We start from the raw sequence: 20802 nt of genomic DNA, 5'->3' as shown, positions 1-20802 counted from the left end.
TGGTTAGAGGGTCGCCTTCAGGCGCTTCGGTCCAATACGCTCACGCATCGCCGTGATCAGCGGTGAGTCGAACCGTGCGAGCCTCGCGAAGCCGAGGCCGTCAAGATCGGTGTGTTCGTAGCCGTAGCCGCGCGCGATCCAGTCGCACGTCTTGGCGATGCCTGCGCCCGTCGAATCCTGAAACCTGATGCGAAAGCCAGAGGCCGACTGCTGGTCGATGAACCACTTGTCGCCCGTCTGCAGACCCTGCGCGACGATCGCGATCGCAGGCGTGTCCTTGAACGGCACGCTGAATGTGATCACGGTGCCCGCCGCATCGACCGGCACGTTGTTACGCGACTCGATGCGATCGGGTACATCGACAGTCACGCCGAGCGTCGTGATACCGATGCCCTGCGTGTTGTCCTTCACATGCAGCGCGCACATGAAGCGCGCGGCGCGGAACGTGAGATCGGCGGCGACGAGCCGCGTGTAGGGACTCCAGTCGTCGTCGGTCACCGTGGCGGGATCGACGTTCGTCAGCGACGCCAGCACGAGCGCACCGCCTTCGTCGATCTTGGTGCCGTCGACGTCGAGCACCGCATCCCAATCGGGCCACGTGTCCACATCGTTGAAGAAGTCATAGGCCGCGCCCTCGACATAAGACGTGCAGCGCACTGTGTATACCTTGCCGAGGTCGATCACATGATCGAAGTAATACGCGCCGGTCGTCGACTTGACAAAGCCGTGCGAGTCCTGCGAGAGGTACAGCACACCGGTACGCACCTCGGTATATAGCTTCTCGCCCGCGAAGGTCGGCTGCTGGACCATGTCCGCCACGAGGTTGTAATCGCGTAACGGCCCGGTGGTGCTGATCACCATCGCTGGGTTCGTCGAGTACTTGCCCGACGAGTTCGCGAACTTGGCAAAGTAGGTGCCCTTCATCAGCGGCACGAAACCGTTCGTCGACCCGCCCGCGAAGCGTTGAATCTCGTTCGCTTCCTCCCACGACACTTCAGTCGACATGCGCGTCGAGAAGCGGATCACGACCTGGCCGCCGACGATCACATCGAGCGAGCCGCTCTGAATCCACTGCAGGTTCGCCGCGTCGTTATAGATGTCAAGCTGGAAGCCGCGCACATCATCCGGCGGCTGACTGAGGCCGAGCAGTTGAACATTGATCGTCGCGGGCGAGCTGCGGATGCCGAGCGCGTTGATCGCCCACACGGTGAAGGTCCATGAGCCTTCCTGCGTGGGCTGGATATCGATGCTCGACATGAACGCGTCGACATAGACGGGCGAGTCATCCTCAAACTGGTAGGCGACCGCATAGCGCACCGCGCCAATCGGCGCGAGCCACGAGAAGGTCGCGCGTGCGCCGACCACGACCGGGCTGATCTGATACTTCGACTCGGTGACGTTCAGTTCCGTGCAAGGGCCGATCGAGAACGGATCGATGACGCCGGTCGGCAGAGACTCGAGCGTGAGGTTGTACTCGATGGCCGCGAACTTGTCGGGCCGGTAGGCGACGCCCTGCACCTCGACGTTGTCGTCCCCGTCTTCGACCACGCTGATGCAACGCCATTGCTCATTGACCGCGTTCGTCGCGCTGATCGACCACACGCACATGCGCGTGGGTGCCATACGCAGCGCCGTCTGCAACACGATCTGGTCGGTCGAGACCGTGCCCGGGTTCATCACGTCCACGCGCTGTAGTGAGCCATCGGGCAGCAGCACGCCGATCGTGTAATTGATTGAGGGGCTGAACTCGAAAGGCGCGTCAAGCTGGAGCCAGTCGATATCCCCGTCAAGGATGCGCCCGCCTGTGCGATAGCCCGAGCGCGTCTCGTCGGCGGTGTAGAAGATATCGCCCGGGCGCGTGAAGGCCGCGCCAATGCCCGTCTTGAACGAGACGGTCTCCGACAGCATCTGCTCGGTGAGTAGCAGCCACCGGCCCACGCGGTGCGCCTGCCCGCGTGAGGTGCAGCCGAGCGCCGTCACCGCGATCTCGCGCATGCCCCACTGGATGATCGCGTCGGCATCCTCGACGTACTCGATCTCCTGCTGGTAGCGGTTCGCCGGGTTGTTCCACGTCACGAGCGCAACGGTGTGGCGCTGGTTCAGCGGCGTACCCTGATAGATAAAGATGCCGTCGAGGATGTTCGCGGCGGTGTACTCCATCACGGGGTCGCCCGGCATGTCGGCGCTCACCGTCAACATGCCGCCCGACCAGAAGATCATGCCGTTGAAGATCGCGGCAATCTGCTGGAGCAGCGTGATCGCGTCCTCGCGCGTTTGCAGGTAGACACTGCACGTGTAGCGCGGCTCGTAGCCACCGAAGCCATCGGGAACGCTGCCGTCGCAGTATTGCGCGATGGTATAGAGCGTCCATTTGTCGATCATCTCGGGCGTCACATAGCCGCCGAGGCCGAATCGTTCGGTGGTCGCGATGTCGTGGAGCACCCATGCCGGGTTATCGCTCCATGCGATCCTGAAGGTGCCGTCCCACGTACCGCTATAGGTGCGCGTCGCCGGGTCATAGTTCGACGGCACCTGAATGCGCCGCATCCTGATATCGAACGACAGCTTCGGAATCTGCCGGAACGTCGATGCGTCGACCTGCACCCCGCAGATCGCGGAGTATGGGTGCATCAGATTCGATTCGACGATCTCTGTCATCGTCTCCCATTGGAACGCGTTGACCAGATACGGCGTGGTCGAGTCGTCTGTGAGGCGGCGCACGCGGATATCGTAGGTACCGCCGACCGTACCGAAGCGCGCGAGGCTGATGCGATAGCTGCGCTGGTAGCGGCTCGTGGTCTTGCCGGTGACTGTGTCGACGTAGACCTGCTGGAATCCGCCGCCGTCTTTCTGGACGTCGATCGCAAGCTGCACGCTCGTGCCCGACACGTCGCCGGTCGTCGTATCGGTAAAGGAAAGGCTCGGGAAACCGAGCGTCACGCGCACCGAGTTCAGGTTCGGGTTCGTCACGCTGCGCACCACGGGCGCGGCCTGCGTGACCGTGACGCCCACGCTCGATTCGGATTCGGTGGTGGAGAAGCCGTTGATCGGTGCCTGCGTGGCCGCGCCGTTGCGCCACTCGATGCCTGCGCCGACGAAGTTCCACGAGCCGTCCGCGTTCTGCAACGGCGTGTCGTCGACATAGATGCCCATCGCATCACCGACGATGCCCTCGACCTCGCCCTCGCAGATCAGGTTGATGACGCGCGCGTACTGCGTCGAGCGCAGCGAATCCGGTGCCTCGACGGGCGAGCGCGAACTGCCGCCACCACCCTTGCCGCCACCGCCGCCCGCGCCAGTGACGGGCACGAGATCGCGCGGTGCGGAAGGGATGAGAGGAACAAGGTTGCGCGAACCCATCAGTTCACCACGATCTCGTTATTGGTCGAGAAGCCCACGCTCACGATCGCACTGCCGACCAGCAGTCGCCCATAGCCCAGGGGCACCGGCCCACCTTGTCCCATCGTGTTGACCGCGCCATCGAACGCGAGTGACGGCTCGTTGTCGGCCTTCTCGGGCGTGGCCGTCGCCTTCGGCCGCGGCGCGAGCAGTTGCGCAATACCGGAGAGCGCGAGCGACGCGCCGAGGCTGATCATCGCCGTGCCGACCACTGGCACGAACACGCCGACCGCCGCGATCACGACGCCCGCGAGAATCTTGCCGAAGGCGCCTGCGCCCTGAACGAGCGGCACCACCTTCAGCACGCCCGTTACGAGGGGGTAGTGCAGGTCGTGCCCGTCGTAGTCCTGATCCTTGCCGCGCACGAGGAACGAGCGCGTGGCGTGCTTGCGGAAATAGCCGCGCAGGCCGGGTAGCTGTGTCATCAGCGCGTGCAGCGCCTCGCGCGGGCTGCGTGCCGCGAGTGTCCATTCCCCGCCGAAGCGGCGACGCAGATCGCCGTAGAAGCGCACGGTCAGCATTGCACCTCCTCCTTGAGGTCGAGCATCGAGCGATGCCGTAGAACGGCGGTGGTGCGGCGCTGATAGAACTCCTGCAATGTCTCGCGGCGCGACAGCTGGTCGACGAGGTGATGGAGGATCACGTTGCCACCCACGTAGACCGCCATGTGGTTGTCGCGCTTGGCGCGGATGCGCATGAGCAGCAGATCGTGCGGGCGTAGCGAGCCGAGCGACGCCGCGTCGAGTGCGCCTTCATGCACGACGACGAAACCCTCGTGCCCGAAGTTCTCGCGATAGAGGTCGGGGCCGTCCTCGCGATCCCACCAGCCGTACTGCCTCGGGTAATCGTTGAGCGTGATGCCGAGTTCGCCCGCATACCAGTCACGCACGATGCCGTAGCAGTCATGCACGCCATGCACGAACGCGCGCCCGACAAACGGTGCCAAAAATGGCAACGGCTGGTTGACCGTGTACGAGCCGAGCGGGTGGTTGACGATGATCCACGGCAGGCCAGTCGCCGCCATCGACGCGCGATCGGCGTCGGTGGGGGTGGGCGGCACGAACACATGCGAGTGCGCATAGGCGACGACCACGCCTGTATCCTCGGCGTGCGCCGCGTCCTCGGGGCAGATCGTGAACTGGTCGTCGGCGTGCGCGACGTTGCGGCATGGCATGTACTCCAACGCGCCATCGGGCTTGCGCACCACGAGGCCGCAGCACTCGCGCGGGGCCACGGCGTCAGCGTGAAGCTGGATCATTGGCAGCACCGCAGTGAAGTCGGGCGTGGGTGTGTTCATCCCGTATCTCCTCACCTCGGCTATCGGTAGGCGGACGCGCCCGGAAACGCGCCAAAGGGAAGCCAGCCCGCATCACCGAAGCGCAGCTTGCAGGACTTGAGCCGCTTGCCGCAGACGTCCCTGTTCGCATCGGTGGTCGGGTTGTCGTTGACGTCCGCAACGGGAGGCCCTGCATAGCCGCAGCCGTCGCCGCGATAGCGCCACGGACACGAGTTGCGAATGATCTGGCGCCGAGGCAGTTGCACGCCTTGTACGTCGAAGGCCACCGCGAGTTCGAACTCGATCGTGGTCGGGTCTTCATGCGTCTTCTGGTTGACGAAGAACAGGTCGTCAGGGAAGTACGCGTTCGGGTCCGCGTCGGGATTCACACCGCCCGGGAAGTTGACGGCATCGAGGTAGCGCATCAATGTGCGCCTGCGGATCACCTTCGCCCCGACGAGATCGCCGTAGAGGCGGCACAGCGCCGACATGATCCCGGTCACGTTCGACACCGCCAGCTTCGGGCGCGGCAGCGGGCCTTGTCCCTTCATCTCGAAACCGGTCGCGGCGACGGGATAACGCTGGTAGGTGATGCCCTGCCACACCACGTCGCCGTCGAGCGCGTTGGTGCCCGCGTGCATGTAGACCGTCTGCGCGCCGAAGCGGGAAAGGTCGAGCACGTACAGCGCAATCTCGGCACCGGGGTTCAGCGACTGTGCCGCGCCCTGGATCGTGCTCATTGATGCACCTGCTGGAACCTGGCGCTCACGTTCATCGTGCGCGCGCCGTCAAGGAGCATGTCGCCATACGTCCACGACCATGACGCACAGATCACATCGAGCGCAACGTCAGTGCGCGGCGGCGTCCAGTTAAACACGTCGACGCCATTGCGCGCCGAGAGGAAGTCGAGCACGGCCTGCGCCTTCGACTCGGTGACGTTGTTCAGCGACACGCTCCACATCTGATCCTGCGTGTTAATACCTGCGGGGCGGCGCTGGGCATAACCATCACCGAACTGCGCAATGCGCACGCGCGGCTCGACGTCCGCCTGCGCGCTCGTCACGCACCAGTCAAAGATCAGGCCGCTGGCCTTGAGCGATGGGTTCTTCCAGCGCGCCAGCCATTCGTCGAAGGTGGAAGTGATCATGATGCAAGCAGACCTCCCGTCCGTTTCTCGTTGGCGATGACCTGCTTGACGATCAGGGCGATGCGTTTGGCGAGTTCGATCGCCTTCGCGCCGTCGCCATCGGCGGTGACCGCGCCTGAGTCGGCGTTGACGTTGATGACGATCGAGGTGCCGCCGCCGCTGGCGTCGCCAGTCGTGATGCGACCGGGTGCGTTCGGCACGAAGTACTCGCCGCGCAGCGGCGTCTCGTTGACGCGATACATCGAGCCAGGCTGCACCGGGCCACCGGCCATGCGATTGCCGGAGAAGACGCCCGCCAGCACGCTCGTCCAGCCGCTGCTGTTGATGCTGCCGACGAGCGGCTCAAAGACGTTTTTATAGACGAGCAGTTTGGCGAGGTCTTTCAGCATTGCCGTCACCATCTCGCCAAAGCTCACGCTCGCGTCCTTGGTGCTGAACATGAAGTCCACGAGGGCGTCGCTCGAATTCTTGCCGAAGCCTTCGATCGCCTGCTGCAGCGACTTGATCTGATCCTTCATCGGATCGGTCTTGTCCATTGCCTCCTGCAGTTTTTTCGCCTGCACCTCCTGCGCGGCGGCAAGCTGCTCGGTCGAGAGAAACCCGGCCTGCTGCGCAGCAACGAGGTCGGTCATCGTGCGCACGTATTCGCGCGTCGGATCGAGCGCATCGAGCGTCGTATCGGCCAGCGTGCGCAGCCCTTCGACACGCGCGATCTCGGCCTTGTCGGCGTCGTCGCGCACCTTCTGCAAATCCTCCTCTGCCTTCTTCGCCGCTTCGTTTGCCGCGGTCAGATCGAGCGTGGCCTGCCTGATGTCGGTGAGGTTGCGTTGCTGCTCGGCGGTGAATTTGGCGAACTTCGGATCGGTGAGCAGCATGAGCATCTCGTCGCCGTTCGCCTGCGCGGAGCGGTATTGCTCCTGCAGCGACTGGAGCATGTTCGCGTACTCGTCGACCTCCTTCTTTGCCTTCTTTGCCGCCTTCGCGTTCGCATCGAGGTTCGCAGTGAACTGGAGGACGGGCCGCGAGTCGATCGACTTCACCGCATCGGCCTCGGCCTTCGTCGCTTTCTCGGACTCGGAGGCGGACTTGCCGATACGCACCTGCGCGTCGTGAACCTTCGTGAGATCGTCGCGCGCCTGATTCCACGCGTCCGATACGATATTCGCGGCGTTCTTCATGCCTTCGAGCGAGGCCGGCTGATTGAGCGCGGTGCCGACTGCAGAGGCCAGCTTCGCGAACGCGGAGAGGGTGCCCGTCAGACCGACGATCACCTGCATGGCAACCTTCGCGGTGCCGACGATCGCTTCGAGCACGCCGTTCCACACGGTGCCCTCGGTGGCGGCGTCCTTGAGAATCTTGACCACCTCGGCAATGGCGGGCTGCATCTCGGTCGCCATCACGGCGGCTGCCCCCTTGCCGAGATTGCTGATGCGCGTGAGGTCGTCGTTCAGATCGCCCATCGCCTTGGCGGTCGAGGTCGACACAATGAGGCCCATGTCCTCGGCCTCTTTACGCATCGCCTCGATGCCGTCCTTGCCGCCGTTCAGCAGCGGGATCAGCGCCTGCCCCTGCTTGCCGAAAAGCTGCGTCGCTACCGCGGCCTTCTCGGCTCCGTCCGCAAACTGGGGAAAGACGGCAGCGATCTCTTCGAACGCCTTGCCTGGGTCCATCTTGCGTAACTCTTCAGCGTTCAGGCCGAGCGCCTTGAACGCGGCAGCACTATCGCTCAACGGATCGCGCGATTCGAGCAGGGACTTGTTTAGGCCCTTGAACGCGGTCGTCAGATCGTCGAGGCCCACGCCTGCGAACTGACCGGCATAGGCGAGCGCGGAGATCTCGGCGGTGGTGGTGCCGATGCGCTGCGCCAGCTTGCCGAGCGCATCCATCTCGTCGATGGCTTCCTTAACCTTGTCCGCGAAGCCCTTCGCGAAAGACATCGCGAACTGCGCGCCCTGAAGGGCCGCAATGCCCGCGACAGAGTTCGATATGCCCTTGAGCGATGACGTGATTGTGTCGTTCGCCTTCGCCATGTCCTGACGAAGGTGTGCCACGTCTGCGGCGAGTTCGAAGATCAGCGAACCGGCGGATGCCATTGCCTTACCTCCATGCTGCTATTTCATCCTCGACAGAGAGCACCTCGGCATCGTCGCCGGGGACGTTGCCCCACCCGAAGAGAACGTTCGCCCACATGAAAAGCTCGTCCGAATCCATGCGCGCTTCGACTTCCCCGGCCGTCATATGCAGGTGTGAGGCCACCGCAAAGACGAGGCGCATCACCGGGTCGGTCAGCCTTTTTTTGCATCGGCAGGCTTGTGACCACACAGCAGCACCGCCGCGTCGACCAGCTTGCGCAGATCGGGCAGCACGTGGGCGGGCAGGCCCGCGATCGCAGATGGGGTGAAGCGTTCGCCGTTCGGGCCTCGCGCCATCTCGCACAAAATGTCGTAACCGAAGTCCTCGGGCCGCTCGTCATTGAGCTTCTGCGATAGCTCGCGGAAGCGCCGCACGTTCATCGCGCGCAGCGTGACCGCGCCGAAGGAGTCCGTTTCGACGACCGTCTCCTTCGGCTGGACGACAAAGAGTTTCTCGCGCTGCGGGGCAGGAAGCCGATCGTTCATGTCAACCTCCCGCAGCCGTCACGGTCACGCTGCCCGCCGCGACCGCCGCACCCGACACACCGCCGACGGTCGGCGTGACAGACACCGCATAGGGACCGCCCGCGTTCGCGTAGGAATGCTGCTGCGTGAGATCGCTTACGCGCTGGGCGGACCCGCCTTCGCCCCAATCGACGTCGAAGTAATCGGCAGTGCCGTTCGCTTCGTCGAGCGTGAGCGTCACGGCAAGCGGCGCGACTCCATCGGTCGGGACGACTGAGGCGGTCAGCACATAAGGTGGAGCCGCGACCGTGACCGCGTTCTGTGCTTTAAAGGGTGCCGTGAGCGAGCCAGCGACAGTTGCGATCACGGACGGCATGAAGGTGCCTGCCTTGTCGTAGGTGTGCTTCGCCTGATGCGTGGTCACATATTCGGGTGAGCCGCCGTCCCTCCAGTCGATCGCGAACCTGGTGGCCTGACCGCCTGCCTCGTTGAGCGTGAGCGTGACTTCGAGCGGCTGCGGACCCTCGGTCGGCGAGAGCACCGGGATCAGCACGTAGTTATCGGTCGTCTGGCCGGGCGGCATGGTGAGCACATCGGGGCCGGTGATCTTCAGCGTGGCTGAGCCTTGCACCGCCTGATCGACACCACCCGACTCGTTGACCGACTGTACGATCACTGGCAGCGTACGGACCGCCTTGTTGCGGTAGACGATCTCGAACATGCGCGTCTTGCCGTCCTTCTGCGCGTCGCGCAGCGCCTGATAGTCCGGGTCGGTCGGATCGATGAAGAAGTCGAACGTAAGCGTGCCGGGGTCCCCGAAGCCGACTAGCGAGGTCTTTTCTTCGTCGCAGAGCGTCGTCGTGTCGATATCGGCGGCGGCGTTCTGGTTGATCTGATAGGAGACTGCACAGACGTCGATATAGGCGTGCAGTACCCACGCGGCGTTTGAACCGAAGTTCTCCGTCTCGGCGCTCGTGTCGCTGTTCGCAAGCTCGGCGGTCTTGGCATCGAAGTCGATGTTCTGCAAGACCCACGTGCCGCCGTCGAGGCTCGCCCACCCGGTGCCGATAAGCAGGATCGCAGCACCATTGCGCAGTTTCGATGCGTCGTTGAAGATCACCACGCAGGGCTTCGACTTCGATCCACCCTTGAGAAGGCCCGTTGCAGCGGCGGACGCATCGGGGTTCTCCAGATACATGCGCGTTTTCTGCGCGCTGATAGCCTTCTTCATTTCAGCACCTCGTCGTCAAGCTGCCAGGTTGAAAGAACCACGCTCACACGGTGGATGCGCGTGTCTTGCTCGTACATGTCCTGCCGGTTCTCGATGAGCGGATCGCCCTCGCACGCGTCGACCAGCACGCCGATCGCATCGATCGCGGCAAACGCATCGCGCTGTGTCTTCGCATAGGAGTCCACGCGGTAACTCATCTGCGTGCAGTGGGCGTTGCCGCACATCGTGTTGCGCGGCATACCCGAGGTCAGTGCATAGATCACATACGGCTCGGCGGTGCCCTGAGGCGCGAGCGCCTTGAACACCCGACCGGGCAGCGCCTGATCGAGCAGCGCAAAGAGTTCGTCGCCCGTCATGACGTCATGCCTCCCGGCGAGCGATAGACCACGCCGTTCTCCTTGCACCACTTCGCCATGCGTTTCATGAGCGTGCCGTTGAAGCGTTTGATAGATTCGCCAGCCTTCGCATCGGCGGCGGGTTTGAGGAAGGGGTAGGCGGGCATCTTCGAGGTGCCGAACTCGAGGAAACGACCGTAGAACGCGTCGTCGCCGTGCGGCTTGATGACGCCGTTCTTGATCATGCGATCGCGGACCTTGCCCTTCCTGATCTTCACGTCGACGCGTGCGGCGAGGCCCGTCTTGCGAACCCGACCACGGACGAGTGACTCTTCGAGCGTGTGCGTGAAGCGCGCTGAATTGCCGAAGTTGCGCAGCACATTCTCCCTGGCCTGATCCATGATCGGTTTCGCACCACCCATCAGCGCGCCATAGAGCATCTTTCGCGACACCTCGTCGGGCAGCGTCGCCAGGAACTGCTCGATCTCCTTGAGACCCTTGACCTCGAGATCGATCTTCAAGGCTGACCTCCCTCGGTGATCACGCCATCGGCGCACATCAGATGCACCTCGGACATGGACTGGTACTGCGGAAGGACCGACTGGATTTCGTACACCGTCTCGCGCACCAGGGTACCGTCGCTTTTCATCAGCCGGAACAACACGCGCATGGCCGAGTTAAGGTCGTCGCGCCAGCGCACGCGGATGCGTGTAGTCACGCCCGAACGGAACTCGGCGGAAGCGAGGTACTCCATGCCCTTCATCGTTTCGATCGCGGCCCACACCTCCGGGTCGGCGGGCAAGTCCTCCCACGCGGTTACGACCGGCTCGCCCGAATCGCTATCGACCATCACGATGGGCCGCTGGATCGTGACGCGCTGGTTCAGCGGACCAGCCTTGATGCCGCTTTGCCTGATCATGAGATCGCGGGGTCGCGAAGCGGATACAGGATCGAGACGACGGGCGAGGGCGGATAGCCTGCCTGCCACGATGAGGCGTCTGCGATATCTGGATCTCGAATGAACATGCCGGCCAGCAAAACAATCGCTTGCACGACGTTGGCGGGAGCTGGGTCCGATTCTGAGTACGGTTCGGGCCGCTTCAGATACGCATAGACAGAGGCTGTCGCGCCCGCGATCGCGAGTTCGATATCGGCGTCCATCGCTGTGCCATCGACGCGAAGCCAGACCTTCGCCTGATCGATAGTGACGATCTCGTAGCTTCTGGATGTGCTCATGTGCGCTCTCCCTGAGTGATGCGGGCCTGGGCGTCCTTGCTGTCACGCCCACGCTTGACCGCTAGCGTCCACGGCTTGATCGCGCCGTCGGTGTGTTCGTCGGGCTTGGCCCCGGTGTCCGCATTGCAGTGCCACACAGAGCCGCCGAAGGTCACTACGTCGCCTGCCTCATAGCGCCGGCCATATTCGTAGACGCCGCGATAGATCATCACCGGCAGGCCGCAACGGAACGTTTGCACCGCACTCGTGGAGCGCGTAATGCTGATCACGAAGCCACGTCCTTCTGCTTCGATCACGATGCCGTCCACGCCATCCACGATGCAGGCCCAGCCATGCTCGCCATCTGTGTTGGTGAAGGCGCGCCACAATCCGCCCTTGTGACTGGCTAGCGTGCCGCGCCCGTAGACCTTGCTGAAGTCGATCGCGGGCAGCACATCGAGATCGGACGCGTCACGCCCGTCGATCCCATCGCGACCGTCCCGGCCGTCGCGACCATCCTTGCCATCGATGCCGTCCTTGCCGTCGACGCCATTGCGGCCATCGTTTCCGTCCCTGCCGTCGACGCCACCAGGCCCGGGGTCACCATCCTTGCCATCGGTGCCGTCCCGTCCGTCGACGCCATTGCGACCGTCGATGCCGTCCTTGCCGTCCTTGCCGTCGACGCCACCAGGCCCGGGATCACCATCCTTGCCATCGGTGCCATCCCGTCCGTCGACGCCATTGCGACCGTCGATGCCGTCGATGCCGTCCTTGCCGTCGACACCATCGGACCCGGGTTCGCCGTCCTTGCCATCGGCGCCGTCGCGTCCGTCTTTGCCGTCGACGCCGTTGCGGCCGTCATTTCCGTCCTTGCCGTCGATACCATCGGACCCGGGTTCGCCATCGGTGCCGTCGCGTCCATCCCTGCCATCCACGCCATTGCGGCCGTCGTTTCCGTCCCTGCCGTCGACACCGTCGGACCCGCGTTCGCCATCCTTGCCATCAATGCCGTCCCGACCGTCCTTGCCGTCGACGCCGTTGCGGCCGTCATTTCCGTCCTTGCCGTCGATACCGTCGGACCCGGGTTCGCCATCGGTGCCGTCGCGTCCATCCCTGCCATCCACGCCATTGCGGCCGTCGTTTCCGTCCCTACCGTCGACGCCACCAGGCCCGGGGTCACCATCCTTGCCATCAATGCCGTCCCGACCGTCCTTGCCGTCGACGCCATTACGGCCGTCATTACCGTCCTTGCCGTCGACACCGCCTGGCCCGGGCTCACCATCCTTGCCATCGACGCCGTCGCGTCCGTCCTTGCCGTCGACGCCATTGCGGCCGTCATTTCCGTCCTTGCCGTCGACACCGTCGGACCCGCGTTCGCCATCCTTGCCATCAATGCCGTCCCGACCGTCCTTGCCGTCGACGCCATTACGGCCGTCATTACCGTCCTTGCCGTCGACACCGCCTGGCCCGGGCTCACCATCCTTGCCATCAATGCCGTCGCGTCCGTCCTTGCCATCGAAGCCATTGCGGCCATCGGTCCCGTCCTTTCCGTCGCGACCATCGACGCCATCGATGCCTCGCTCGGGCTGGCGTTCTTCGACGGCCTTCATGCGCGCAGTCATGGTGGCGACCGCCCCGTCGACGTAACGCGTCACGGAGGGCAGCAGGCCGCGTACGAGTGCGGCGATATCGTTTTTGGTCAGCATTGCTCGCGCACCGCTGATCGTTGTGCTTCGGCAATGGCCGCGGACATCAGCTGTTGCGCTTCACGCTCGATGTCCTGAATGTTGAGCGCCTTCTCCCCGGATGGCTGGCCGATGGATGGATCCGGGTTCGGATCGTCGCTCGGTTCGGCGTTTGGATTGCCTGCATCAGTAAGCGTCGTCGCGGTGGGCTTTGAGAACGGTTCGTTCGCATCGCGCTCGGCCAGTGCCGCAAGGGAGTAGTTCTGCTGCTGAAGATATGGCGACGCGCCACCCTTGACCGGCTTGAGGTTGATCTTTCGGCGCGCCTCGTTCGGCGCAACGATGCCGCCGCCGACGCCATCAGTGAGCGTCTTCATCAACGAAGCGGTGTCCATGCGCAGCAGTCCGTCGAGATCGAGTTCGGTGCGGTAGTCCTTCGGCAGCGCCAGCCCCTCATCGAGGCACAGTTCCATCGATTCGATCAGCGACTGCAGGCACTGCGAGTAGTAGTTCTGCGAGAGCGCCTCGATGTTGTTATAAGTGGGCGCGGTGCCGACGCCGACCATATACTGCGGCACGTGATACACCGAGCACACGATCTCCGCGGTCATCTTCTGCTGCTCGATCAACTGCGCATCAACCGCGTTCATCGTAAGCGCCTCGTACTTCAGGCCGTCGCCGAGCACCGCGAGCCGACCGCGATTCACACCACCGAAGTTCTCCTCCCACTTGTCCTTGAGGCGCTTCGCGGTTTCGTCGCTGATCGCACCGGGCGCAACGAGGATGCCGCCCGGTTGCGCACCGTTCTCGAAGAACGACGCACTGTTGTTCTGGATAGCGAGCCCCTGCCGTGCGGCGAGCGCGCACGCGAACAGCGGCGAGGTGCCGACGAGCGGATGGAACAGGCAGTTCATCCGGTCGTGGATGATCTCACTGGCCGGGACCGTCACGTCGCTATCGGCATCGGGGATGCCTGCGAGCTTGTCGGAACTCAGCCGGTAATAGACCGATCCATCGTCGGCCACCAGCACCGTCACGCGCGAAGGATCGAGCACGTACATCGCGTTCACCACACCGCGCGCATCGCGATCCTTGAGCACGTAGGTGTTGCCTCGCGTGAGCTTCGACATGACCCAGTTCTCGATGAACTGGATGTGCGTCTGGTAGGCATTCGGCTTCTGCAGGACGGGCGAGAACGCGGCGCTCTGTGCCTTGCTCCAGATATCGGACGGCTCGCGCTGCATGAGGTTGACCTGCAGCTTGCCGATGTCCGCGCTGATCAACGTAACGCATGCATAGACTGCGTAGTAGGCGAGCAGGGTCTCGGGCGCGAGTTCGCGGTTCTGCTGCCACGCCCCCGAGGAGGGCTCGCGAACGATCAACGGCCACCAGCCACCGTTGCCGCCGTATGCACTGACCGGCGACGCGTTCTGCGCGACGGGTGCACGCGGCGCAGCCCGCGTGATCTGAAGGCCGAAGATGCGCACGACGTTACTCGTCCGTCGTGTCGTCTTCGGCACGGACGTCGCGGCGTCGATACCGGCCCTTGCGTGGCTTGCCTTCGTCAGCCTCCGTTGTAACGGGCTGATCCGCCGGCATGTCGCGAGCGACCGGCGTTGGCTCTGTTAAGGGTGGTGGCGGTGATGGCGGGGCGGGCTTGGCGCGTTTGACTGCGGCGAGCAGCTTCACATCGCGATCGGCGACCTCGAATTCATCGCCGGGCCTACGTGACCTGCCGCCATAGCTAAAGCTCTTTGTCGCAATCATCTTCATGGTGGTGCGCTCCTTACGAAAGCGGGCGGACCCGCGAAGGGTCCCACCCATGTCAGTACAAAGAGCCCATCACGCTCCTCCACCGCCAGTGTCATCAGCCGGAGGCGCGCCATAGTTCGCACCACGGATATACGCGCACGCAAGCATGCGACGTGGCTTCCAGTTGATGAACCGCTCGGCACGCAGCGCGACCATGTTTTGTTGCCAGAGCGATACGAGGTTAGTGCCGTCGCCGGTTGGCGAATCGCTCATCTGCAGCGACGCTTCACGTGACGCATCGAGCGTCACGCCGCCGTCGTCGGCCATGAGCACCTCGCGCGGCTGGACGAGGATGATCCGCGTCAGGTCGCTCGCGTCCTTCGGGATGTTGGTCGAGCAGACAACCGGCAGGCCAAAGAAGGTGCCGCCGTTCATGTCGATGCCTGGGAACTCGGGCTGGCCGAGGGCGTTCTGCATCATGCCGATGGTCAGCGCCATCACCGGGTCGATGATCCAGTAGGCACCCGCGACCGAGACGTTGTTTGCAGTGAAGGCCGCGAAGAGTGCGCGCACATCATTGCGCAGCGCGTCGGCGTCGGTGCCCGTCGCGTCGATATACGTCGCGTTATGCGTGATCGATTCGGGCGACACGTCCTTGACCTCGGCCTTGTCGGGGTCGACGAAGTCGTGATCAATGAGCTGCGTGATCGTATCGATCAGGTCTTGCCGCACGATTGGCTCTGCCGACGGGTTCGAGAAGCGCACAAGCTCGTCGGTCAGTACGACGATGCCCGCGACCTTCGCGAAGCCGAGTCGCATCGTCTCGAAGCCGAGCACGCTGACGGGCTTTGCCTTGCCTTCACCGACCCACTGCGCGGAGGAGGCCGAGGTCTGCGCGGGCATGGCCACGTTGAATGGCACGCGGCGGAAACCGTTGATGCGACCGATGATCGTCGCAGGACGCAGGAGTTCGATGAACTCCTGTGTCATGTTCTGATACTCGACGAGCGGTGCTGCCCATGCGGGATCAGTGGTAGTGCCTGCGGCGACCGCTGCGCGCAGAATGCTCTCGACTTCCGGCGTTGACTCGTGCCAGTGCTTCGCGATCTCGACGGCCTGCATGAGGTTGCCCTGCGAGCGGGCGAGTGCGATTGCGTATCGGGTGAAGGCGGTGCCTTTGGGCACGTTGGCGCGAACCGTGATGATCGGGTTTGGGCCTGCACCGACCGCACGCGACACGCTGGAGCGTTGCGGGTTGTCGCCGTTGACGGGCGTAGCGTCCTTCACGATCTGCGACTCGATGGTCTTCAGACGGCGCAGGTGGCCGTCGATCGACTCGATGTCCTTTTCGAGCGTGTCGAACTCTTCCTGCTGTGCGGCGTCGAGTGTCGCGCCTTCGGCGGCAGCGGCATCCATGATTTCGGCCATGCGCGCGCACGATGCCGCGCGCTTCGCTTCGAACGCGGCGATCTGTTCTGCAATAGTGGGTTTCATTGCTGGTTCTCCCGATGGATCGTCTGAATGACGAACGCTTTGGATGCGCGAGCGCGCGCGGGTTGTTCAAGGCGTACGACATGACCCCCACCGATGCCGAGCGCGGCGCGGGTGGTCGTATCGATTGACTTGATGGTCTGAATCGTTGCTTCGCTGTTCGCGGGGATCGTGACGAGTGAGAGTTCGAGCCACTCCCATTCGAGGTAGTGAATGCCGCCGTCCTCCATGAACGAGTATTCGATGGCGCGAAAGCCGATCGAGACGGCGCGCACCAGTTGCGCCTTCACGCTTTGCCATGCTTCGTCGAGGCGATCCTTCAGCGTGCCGGGTTCGTCGACGCTCGCGATGGACGCGCGGAAGGGGATGCCGTCCGTGGTCGCCTTGGCGAACTCAACCTGGCCCACGGGCGCTCGCGCGTCGTGCTGCCAGAGCAGCGGCATCGGCGTCCTGAACTTCGCGCCGAGCGGTTCGACGATATCGCCGTAACGATCAGGCGAAGGTGTCGAGGCAATACCCTCGATCACGCGGGCAGCATCATCCGCGCTGCGTACTGTGAGCAGCGAGTAAGCACGTTCCATGATGGGCGTCCTCAGAGGAAATACATCTGGTATTCGGGTTCGCGCTCGGCGCTCCTGTTGAGTGCGAGGCCCACTGCCATCGTGAGAGCGACGAGGCCGTCGATACGTCCGATCGCCTTGCGTTTGCGGAAGATGCGGTTTTCTTTTGCGTCAGCCTCGACGACAGCGTTCGACACGTTCCAGCGCAGACATGGGTTGAACACCACGCGCAGCCTGCCCTCGAAGATGAGCTGCTCGACCAGTTCGATCGAGCGCGGCATCCACAGGCCCGACTCGGACGAGCGTCCGAAGCCTTGTCCGTGGGTCACGAACGGCAGCGTTATGCCCTCGGCATCGCATTCGCGTTCGAAGTCCTTCATGCGATACGGGTCGCAGGCGATGCCTTCGATCTCCATCTCGGCATCGAGCGAGGCAAGGCCGCGTGCGACCTCGCGATAGGCGACCGATCGTCCATCGGTGGCATGGATGAAGCCCGTGCGGTCCCAAGCGTCGTATCCGACCTTGTCGCGGTTGCCGCGCTCGATCATGGTTTCACCGGGAGTCCAGAAGTCGACGAAGGCGTCGACCGTCTCGTCCTCGTTGACCGTCACGAACGCGGCAGCGGTCAAATCCTGCGTACCCGAGAGGTCGAGGCCACCGGAGACCTTCTTTCCCTTGAACGCGAGGCGCATGTCACGGCGCGCAGCCTCGGCCCGGGCCATGAGGACGTGCGCATCGGTCTCGCCGCGCAGCACGTCGCCCGACTCGGGCGGGCGACCCACCTCGCAGGCGAACCAGAGCGGCCCTTCGATCCACGGATCTTCGGCGTCGACCCACTGGCAGAAGTTGAGGCGCCTCACGGTCGATGCGAGCGAAGGCATGCCGCGCGCCTGATGCACCAGGGCGCGAAGATAGTCCGGTTTGATCGTTTGGCCGAGCGAGGGGTTGGCCTTGATCCAGCAAACCTCGTTGTCGAAGGGATCATCAGCCTCGTCGAGCGAGCACACAAAGGCGAAGAAGCTGTCGTCGTCCAGCGCACCACCCGCGACGCGGATCGCGTACTCGTGCTGCTCATAGCAGACCGAGGTGCGATCGAAACCCGAGTTCGTGATCATGAAGATCAGCGGTTGGCGGCGCCCCTTCTTGCCTGCGCGCATGATGTTGATGACGGTCCCGTTGCGGTGCTCGTGGATTTCGTCGATCAGGCCGCAGTGAGGACGCGGGCCGCTCTGCCCGGACTCGTCGCTTGCGATCGGACGAAAGAACGATCCGCTCCTCCGATGGCCGATGTTCCACACGCGATCGTCGCGGCCCTGCGTGGACGTGGCCTCGCGCAGTTTCGGAGAAAGCTGCACCATCGCCACGGCGTCGCGGAACAGGATCATTGCCTGATCGCGGCGCGTCGCCGCTGCATAGACCTCGGCACGCTGCTCGCCATCGGCGAGCATCATGTAAAGCCCGATACCTGCCGCGAGCGGCGATTTCCCGCAGCCCTTGCCGCCTTCGACATATGACTCGCGGAAGCGGCGCGAGCCGTCCGCGCGCAGCCAGCCGAACAACGAACCGACGATGAACTTCTGCCAGTCGAGCAGGTGGAACGGCTCGCCTTCAAAGTCGCCGCCGTTCAGGAAGAGCACATCGGGGAAGAAGTCGATGACGCGCTGCGCGACTTCGGGATGCCATGTGAATCCACGCGCGGCGCAACTCGCGAGGTCGTCGAGGTGGCGCTTGCAGGCATTGCGCACGTCGGGGCCAGCGACGATCCGGCCTTCGACCACGGCGCGCGCGTACTGCGTCGCCGGATCAGAAGCCGTACTTCTGGCGGACGTCGCCTTGCTTGCCATCACCGTCTCCGGGCACACCCGCCTCGATGCTGGCGCGTGCGGCGGGCGTCATGCCGAACTCGGTGGCAATGCGAACCATCACCAGCATCGCCTTGTTCGCGGTGCCGACCAGCGGGTTCTGGATCGCGTTGCCGTTGGTGGTCTTGATCATCAGGCCACCGGTGAGCAGGTCGCGCGCTGCCATCCTCGCGAGCGCCTGCTCGGCCAGCACCCACCGCTCGTAGGCCATACAGTAGGCAGCGAGCGCGGCGCGATCCACGCGTGTGAGCAGCCCGAGATCGAAGAGCTCACGTGCCATGCGCTTCCACTCGGTTTTTGCGATCTCGCCGAGATGCGCGGGCGTTGTTGGCATCGCCTTTTGCGGCTTTGCTTCCCGCCTGTTTGCTCGGGACGGGCGCAGCGTCCCTTGCACCAGCTTCAGTTCCGTGGGAAGCGGTGGTCGTGTCCTTGCCATTGCTGACCTCGATGCCTGCGGCCTCTGCGGCCTGCGCGAAAGTGAGTCCGTCGCGCTCACGGACTGCCTGCTGTGGCGTCGCGGCCTGCCAGCGCAGGATCGCCACGTCGCAGTAGGCGGGATTCAATTCAATGGCGTGGCACGTGCGGCCCACAGATTCGGCGGCAACGATTGTCGTGCCTGACCCGGAGAAGGGCTCATAGACGGCCTGCCCGGGAGAGGTATGGTTTTCGATCGGCCGGCGCATGGCCTCGACAGGTTTTTGCGTCGAGTGACCCGACTCGCTGCGGCGGTGATCGATCTGCCAGAGCGTCGATTGCGAGCGATCACCCGTCCAGCCAGCCGTCTTGCCTTCGCGCACTGCGTACCAGCAGGGCTCGTGCTGCCAGTGGTAGTGCCCGCGCGAGACGACGAAACGGGGCTTTCCCCAGATGATCTGCGCACGAATATCGAAGCCGCACGCGCGCAGCGAGGCAGCGACGGTGTCAGCGTAGATGCCCGCGTGCCACACGTAGGCGACGTCGCCCGAAAAGTGTGCCCATGCCTCGCGCCAGTCGGCGCGGGTGTCATTGAGCACCTTGCCGGTGGAGCGGGAGCCGTGCGCGCCGCGTCGTTCGCCTTCGACCATCACGACCCGATTTCGCCAGTCGGCGTCATAGTCGACGCCATAGGGCGGGTCGGTGATCATCAGTGAGGGGCGCACGCCGGCGAGTGCCGATTTCGCCACGTCGGCATTGGTCGAGTCGCCACAAACGAGTCGGTGCCCGCCGAGGAACCACACGTCGCCCTCGACCGTGACCGGGTTCGACGGGGCCTCAGGTATATCGTCCTCGTCGTCCTGGCCGCGCGTGCCGCGCAAAAGCCGGTCCATGTCGGAGTCGGAAAAGCCAGCCAGCCCGATCGTGAAACCGTCGAGCGTGAGGGCTTCAAGTTCGGAGAGCAGCAGCGCGTCGTCCCACCCAGCGTACTCCGCTAGACGGTTGTCCGCGAGCACGTAGGCGCGAATCTGCTGCGCGGTCCAACCGCGCGCAACGATCACCGGCACCGCCTCGTAACCGAGCCGCTTCGCCGCCTCGACCCGGCCGTGACCGGCGATGATCGTCCCTTCCTCCGTGACGAGAACCGGGATCGTGAACCCCCACTCCCGCATCGATTCGCAAAGCTGCGTGAGCTGCGCCTCGGAGTGCGTGCGCGCGTTCTTCGCGTAGGCGTTCAGCGCCGCCACAGGCCGCTGCTCAATTACGTCAGCCCACATAGCCGACCTCCCGTCTGTGTTGGCACGTGCGCCGGTACGTGGACCCGCGTGGCCCGTTGCCGGCCTGTGACGACCCCCGAACGGAGATGTGGATTTCTGAAAAAAAAGGAGGCCACGGGGTGACGGGAAGTGTTGCCAAAAACTCACACAATCCCCCCCGAGGCCATCCCCGGCGAGTGGGCACCTGCGGCGGCAAGTGCGTCAGCGTGACCACGGGTGCTCCGGATCGATGGGCATGCCATTAGCGTCGCAGCCGCGAGGACGCGCGCCATTCTCCTTCGCAGTCTTGCGCGCGTGACAGTCATGGCAAAGGCTTTGCAGATTGGCATCGGCGTCGGTGCCGCCTTCTTCCAGCCGGAGAATGTGATCGACCTCGGTGGCTTCGGTGATGTGACCGAGCCGCAGACACTCTGCGCAGAGCGGATGGTGTCGAAGCTGGCGCGCGCGGATGGCCCTCCACCGGCTTCCGACAGTGCGAGGCGTGGGTAAGGACATAGCTTGGCGATCGGATAGTAGTGCGCGGCTAGACGTAAAAACAAAAGGCCCGGGCAGTTATCTGAC

The 20802-nt window shown here is 64.0% G+C and carries 23 protein-coding genes; 1 reads left to right on the top strand and 22 read right to left on the bottom strand.

Features of this window, described 5'->3' with window-relative positions; all coding sequences use genetic code 11:
- Positions 1-3: 3 nt before the first annotated feature.
- From G3N95_RS24345 to G3N95_RS41045, 22 genes are all read right to left on the bottom strand, one after another.
- The gene (locus G3N95_RS24345) at positions 4-3360 is read right to left on the bottom strand and encodes a phage tail protein (RefSeq protein ID WP_205972626.1); all 3357 of its coding nucleotides are present in this window, start codon (positions 3358-3360) and stop codon (positions 4-6) included.
- A complete protein-coding gene (locus G3N95_RS24340) occupies positions 3360-3920 on the bottom strand; it encodes a tail assembly protein (protein WP_205972625.1) in 561 nt (186 codons plus the stop codon). Before G3N95_RS24340 ends, G3N95_RS24345 begins: the two co-directional genes overlap by 1 nt.
- On the bottom strand, positions 3914-4696 hold the full coding sequence (locus tag G3N95_RS24335) for a C40 family peptidase (protein WP_205972624.1): 783 nt from the start codon (positions 4694-4696) through the stop codon (positions 3914-3916). The genes G3N95_RS24340 and G3N95_RS24335 overlap by 7 nt, the downstream gene beginning before the upstream one ends.
- Positions 4697-4716: 20 nt before the next feature.
- On the bottom strand, positions 4717-5415 hold the full coding sequence (locus G3N95_RS24330) for a phage minor tail protein L (RefSeq protein WP_205972623.1): 699 nt from the start codon (positions 5413-5415) through the stop codon (positions 4717-4719).
- Positions 5412-5822, bottom strand: a complete 411-nt coding sequence (locus tag G3N95_RS24325; protein WP_205972622.1) for a phage tail protein — start codon at positions 5820-5822, stop codon at positions 5412-5414. The genes G3N95_RS24330 and G3N95_RS24325 overlap by 4 nt, the downstream gene beginning before the upstream one ends.
- Positions 5819-7915 (bottom strand): hypothetical protein, encoded by a 2097-nt coding sequence (locus tag G3N95_RS24320; RefSeq protein WP_205972621.1) that lies wholly within the window; start codon positions 7913-7915, stop codon positions 5819-5821. Before G3N95_RS24320 ends, G3N95_RS24325 begins: the two co-directional genes overlap by 4 nt.
- A gap of 4 nt (positions 7916-7919) precedes the next feature.
- A complete protein-coding gene (locus G3N95_RS24315; protein ID WP_205972620.1) occupies positions 7920-8096 on the bottom strand; it encodes a hypothetical protein in 177 nt (58 codons plus the stop codon).
- Positions 8097-8107: 11 nt separating this feature from the next.
- On the bottom strand, positions 8108-8440 hold the full coding sequence (locus G3N95_RS24310) for a hypothetical protein (protein ID WP_205972619.1): 333 nt from the start codon (positions 8438-8440) through the stop codon (positions 8108-8110).
- Position 8441: 1 nt separating this feature from the next.
- Positions 8442-9650, bottom strand: a complete 1209-nt coding sequence (locus tag G3N95_RS24305) for a hypothetical protein (protein WP_205972618.1) — start codon at positions 9648-9650, stop codon at positions 8442-8444.
- Positions 9647-10006, bottom strand: coding sequence for a DUF3168 domain-containing protein (locus G3N95_RS24300; protein WP_205972617.1), 360 nt, complete (start codon positions 10004-10006; stop codon positions 9647-9649). The genes G3N95_RS24305 and G3N95_RS24300 overlap by 4 nt, the downstream gene beginning before the upstream one ends.
- A complete protein-coding gene (locus tag G3N95_RS24295) occupies positions 10003-10506 on the bottom strand; it encodes an HK97-gp10 family putative phage morphogenesis protein (RefSeq protein ID WP_205972616.1) in 504 nt (167 codons plus the stop codon). The genes G3N95_RS24300 and G3N95_RS24295 overlap by 4 nt, the downstream gene beginning before the upstream one ends.
- The gene (locus tag G3N95_RS24290) at positions 10503-10904 is read right to left on the bottom strand and encodes a phage head closure protein (protein WP_205972615.1); all 402 of its coding nucleotides are present in this window, start codon (positions 10902-10904) and stop codon (positions 10503-10505) included. Before G3N95_RS24290 ends, G3N95_RS24295 begins: the two co-directional genes overlap by 4 nt.
- Entirely contained in the window at positions 10901-11221 is a 321-nt protein-coding gene (locus G3N95_RS24285) for a head-tail connector protein (RefSeq protein ID WP_205972614.1), read from the bottom strand. Before G3N95_RS24285 ends, G3N95_RS24290 begins: the two co-directional genes overlap by 4 nt.
- Positions 11218-12906, bottom strand: a complete 1689-nt coding sequence (locus tag G3N95_RS24280; protein ID WP_205972613.1) for a hypothetical protein — start codon at positions 12904-12906, stop codon at positions 11218-11220. The genes G3N95_RS24285 and G3N95_RS24280 overlap by 4 nt, the downstream gene beginning before the upstream one ends.
- Complete coding sequence (locus G3N95_RS24275; protein ID WP_346778397.1) at positions 12900-14372, bottom strand: phage portal protein; 1473 nt, start codon at positions 14370-14372, stop codon at positions 12900-12902. Before G3N95_RS24275 ends, G3N95_RS24280 begins: the two co-directional genes overlap by 7 nt.
- A gap of 4 nt (positions 14373-14376) precedes the next feature.
- Positions 14377-14658, bottom strand: coding sequence for a hypothetical protein (locus G3N95_RS24270; protein WP_205972612.1), 282 nt, complete (start codon positions 14656-14658; stop codon positions 14377-14379).
- A 69-nt stretch (positions 14659-14727) separates the two neighbouring features.
- Positions 14728-16131 (bottom strand): phage major capsid protein, encoded by a 1404-nt coding sequence (locus G3N95_RS24265; RefSeq protein WP_205972611.1) that lies wholly within the window; start codon positions 16129-16131, stop codon positions 14728-14730.
- A complete protein-coding gene (locus tag G3N95_RS24260; RefSeq protein ID WP_205972610.1) occupies positions 16128-16709 on the bottom strand; it encodes an HK97 family phage prohead protease in 582 nt (193 codons plus the stop codon). Before G3N95_RS24260 ends, G3N95_RS24265 begins: the two co-directional genes overlap by 4 nt.
- A gap of 11 nt (positions 16710-16720) precedes the next feature.
- The gene (locus G3N95_RS24255) at positions 16721-18532 is read right to left on the bottom strand and encodes a terminase TerL endonuclease subunit (protein WP_205972609.1); all 1812 of its coding nucleotides are present in this window, start codon (positions 18530-18532) and stop codon (positions 16721-16723) included.
- Complete coding sequence (locus tag G3N95_RS24250; RefSeq protein ID WP_241018872.1) at positions 18492-18830, bottom strand: phage terminase small subunit P27 family; 339 nt, start codon at positions 18828-18830, stop codon at positions 18492-18494. The genes G3N95_RS24255 and G3N95_RS24250 overlap by 41 nt, the downstream gene beginning before the upstream one ends.
- Positions 18820-20241, bottom strand: a complete 1422-nt coding sequence (locus tag G3N95_RS24245) for a DNA methyltransferase (RefSeq protein WP_241018870.1) — start codon at positions 20239-20241, stop codon at positions 18820-18822. The genes G3N95_RS24250 and G3N95_RS24245 overlap by 11 nt, the downstream gene beginning before the upstream one ends.
- A 201-nt stretch (positions 20242-20442) precedes the next feature.
- Positions 20443-20604, bottom strand: coding sequence for an HNH endonuclease (locus tag G3N95_RS41045; protein ID WP_346778399.1), 162 nt, complete (start codon positions 20602-20604; stop codon positions 20443-20445).
- On the opposite strand from G3N95_RS41045, the gene G3N95_RS41040 reads away from it, so the two are divergent.
- Positions 20545-20730 carry a hypothetical protein gene (locus G3N95_RS41040; RefSeq protein ID WP_346778400.1) on the top strand — a complete coding sequence of 62 codons (186 nt, stop codon included), beginning with the start codon at positions 20545-20547 and terminating at the stop codon, positions 20728-20730. The two genes, G3N95_RS41045 and G3N95_RS41040, sit on opposite strands and share 60 nt — an antisense overlap.
- Positions 20731-20802 lie beyond the last annotated feature (72 nt).

The sequence above is a fragment of the Paraburkholderia sp. Tr-20389 genome, from assembly GCF_017104565.1.
Classification (GTDB): domain Bacteria; phylum Pseudomonadota; class Gammaproteobacteria; order Burkholderiales; family Burkholderiaceae; genus Paraburkholderia.
This window is presented reverse-complemented; position numbering and strand designations above follow the sequence as displayed.

Coding starts and splice junctions, on each gene's coding strand:
- G3N95_RS24245 (WP_241018870.1), bottom strand. CDS start 20,241: ATGTGGGCTGACGTAATTGAGCAGCGGCCTGTGGCGGCGCTGAACGCC.
- G3N95_RS24300 (WP_205972617.1), bottom strand. CDS start 10,006: ATGACGGGCGACGAACTCTTTGCGCTGCTCGATCAGGCGCTGCCCGGT.
- G3N95_RS24280 (WP_205972613.1), bottom strand. CDS start 12,906: ATGCTGACCAAAAACGATATCGCCGCACTCGTACGCGGCCTGCTGCCC.
- G3N95_RS24305 (WP_205972618.1), bottom strand. CDS start 9,650: ATGAAGAAGGCTATCAGCGCGCAGAAAACGCGCATGTATCTGGAGAAC.
- G3N95_RS24325 (WP_205972622.1), bottom strand. CDS start 5,822: ATGATCACTTCCACCTTCGACGAATGGCTGGCGCGCTGGAAGAACCCA.
- G3N95_RS24270 (WP_205972612.1), bottom strand. CDS start 14,658: ATGAAGATGATTGCGACAAAGAGCTTTAGCTATGGCGGCAGGTCACGT.
- G3N95_RS24310 (WP_205972619.1), bottom strand. CDS start 8,440: ATGAACGATCGGCTTCCTGCCCCGCAGCGCGAGAAACTCTTTGTCGTC.
- G3N95_RS24255 (WP_205972609.1), bottom strand. CDS start 18,532: ATGGCAAGCAAGGCGACGTCCGCCAGAAGTACGGCTTCTGATCCGGCG.
- G3N95_RS24330 (WP_205972623.1), bottom strand. CDS start 5,415: ATGAGCACGATCCAGGGCGCGGCACAGTCGCTGAACCCCGGTGCCGAG.
- G3N95_RS24260 (WP_205972610.1), bottom strand. CDS start 16,709: ATGGAACGTGCTTACTCGCTGCTCACAGTACGCAGCGCGGATGATGCT.
- G3N95_RS41040 (WP_346778400.1), top strand. CDS start 20,545: ATGGCAAAGGCTTTGCAGATTGGCATCGGCGTCGGTGCCGCCTTCTTC.
- G3N95_RS24285 (WP_205972614.1), bottom strand. CDS start 11,221: ATGAGCACATCCAGAAGCTACGAGATCGTCACTATCGATCAGGCGAAG.
- G3N95_RS24290 (WP_205972615.1), bottom strand. CDS start 10,904: ATGATCAGGCAAAGCGGCATCAAGGCTGGTCCGCTGAACCAGCGCGTC.
- G3N95_RS24250 (WP_241018872.1), bottom strand. CDS start 18,830: ATGGCACGTGAGCTCTTCGATCTCGGGCTGCTCACACGCGTGGATCGC.
- G3N95_RS24315 (WP_205972620.1), bottom strand. CDS start 8,096: ATGCGCCTCGTCTTTGCGGTGGCCTCACACCTGCATATGACGGCCGGG.
- G3N95_RS24320 (WP_205972621.1), bottom strand. CDS start 7,915: ATGGCATCCGCCGGTTCGCTGATCTTCGAACTCGCCGCAGACGTGGCA.
- G3N95_RS24340 (WP_205972625.1), bottom strand. CDS start 3,920: ATGCTGACCGTGCGCTTCTACGGCGATCTGCGTCGCCGCTTCGGCGGG.
- G3N95_RS24335 (WP_205972624.1), bottom strand. CDS start 4,696: ATGAACACACCCACGCCCGACTTCACTGCGGTGCTGCCAATGATCCAG.
- G3N95_RS24265 (WP_205972611.1), bottom strand. CDS start 16,131: ATGAAACCCACTATTGCAGAACAGATCGCCGCGTTCGAAGCGAAGCGC.
- G3N95_RS24345 (WP_205972626.1), bottom strand. CDS start 3,360: ATGGGTTCGCGCAACCTTGTTCCTCTCATCCCTTCCGCACCGCGCGAT.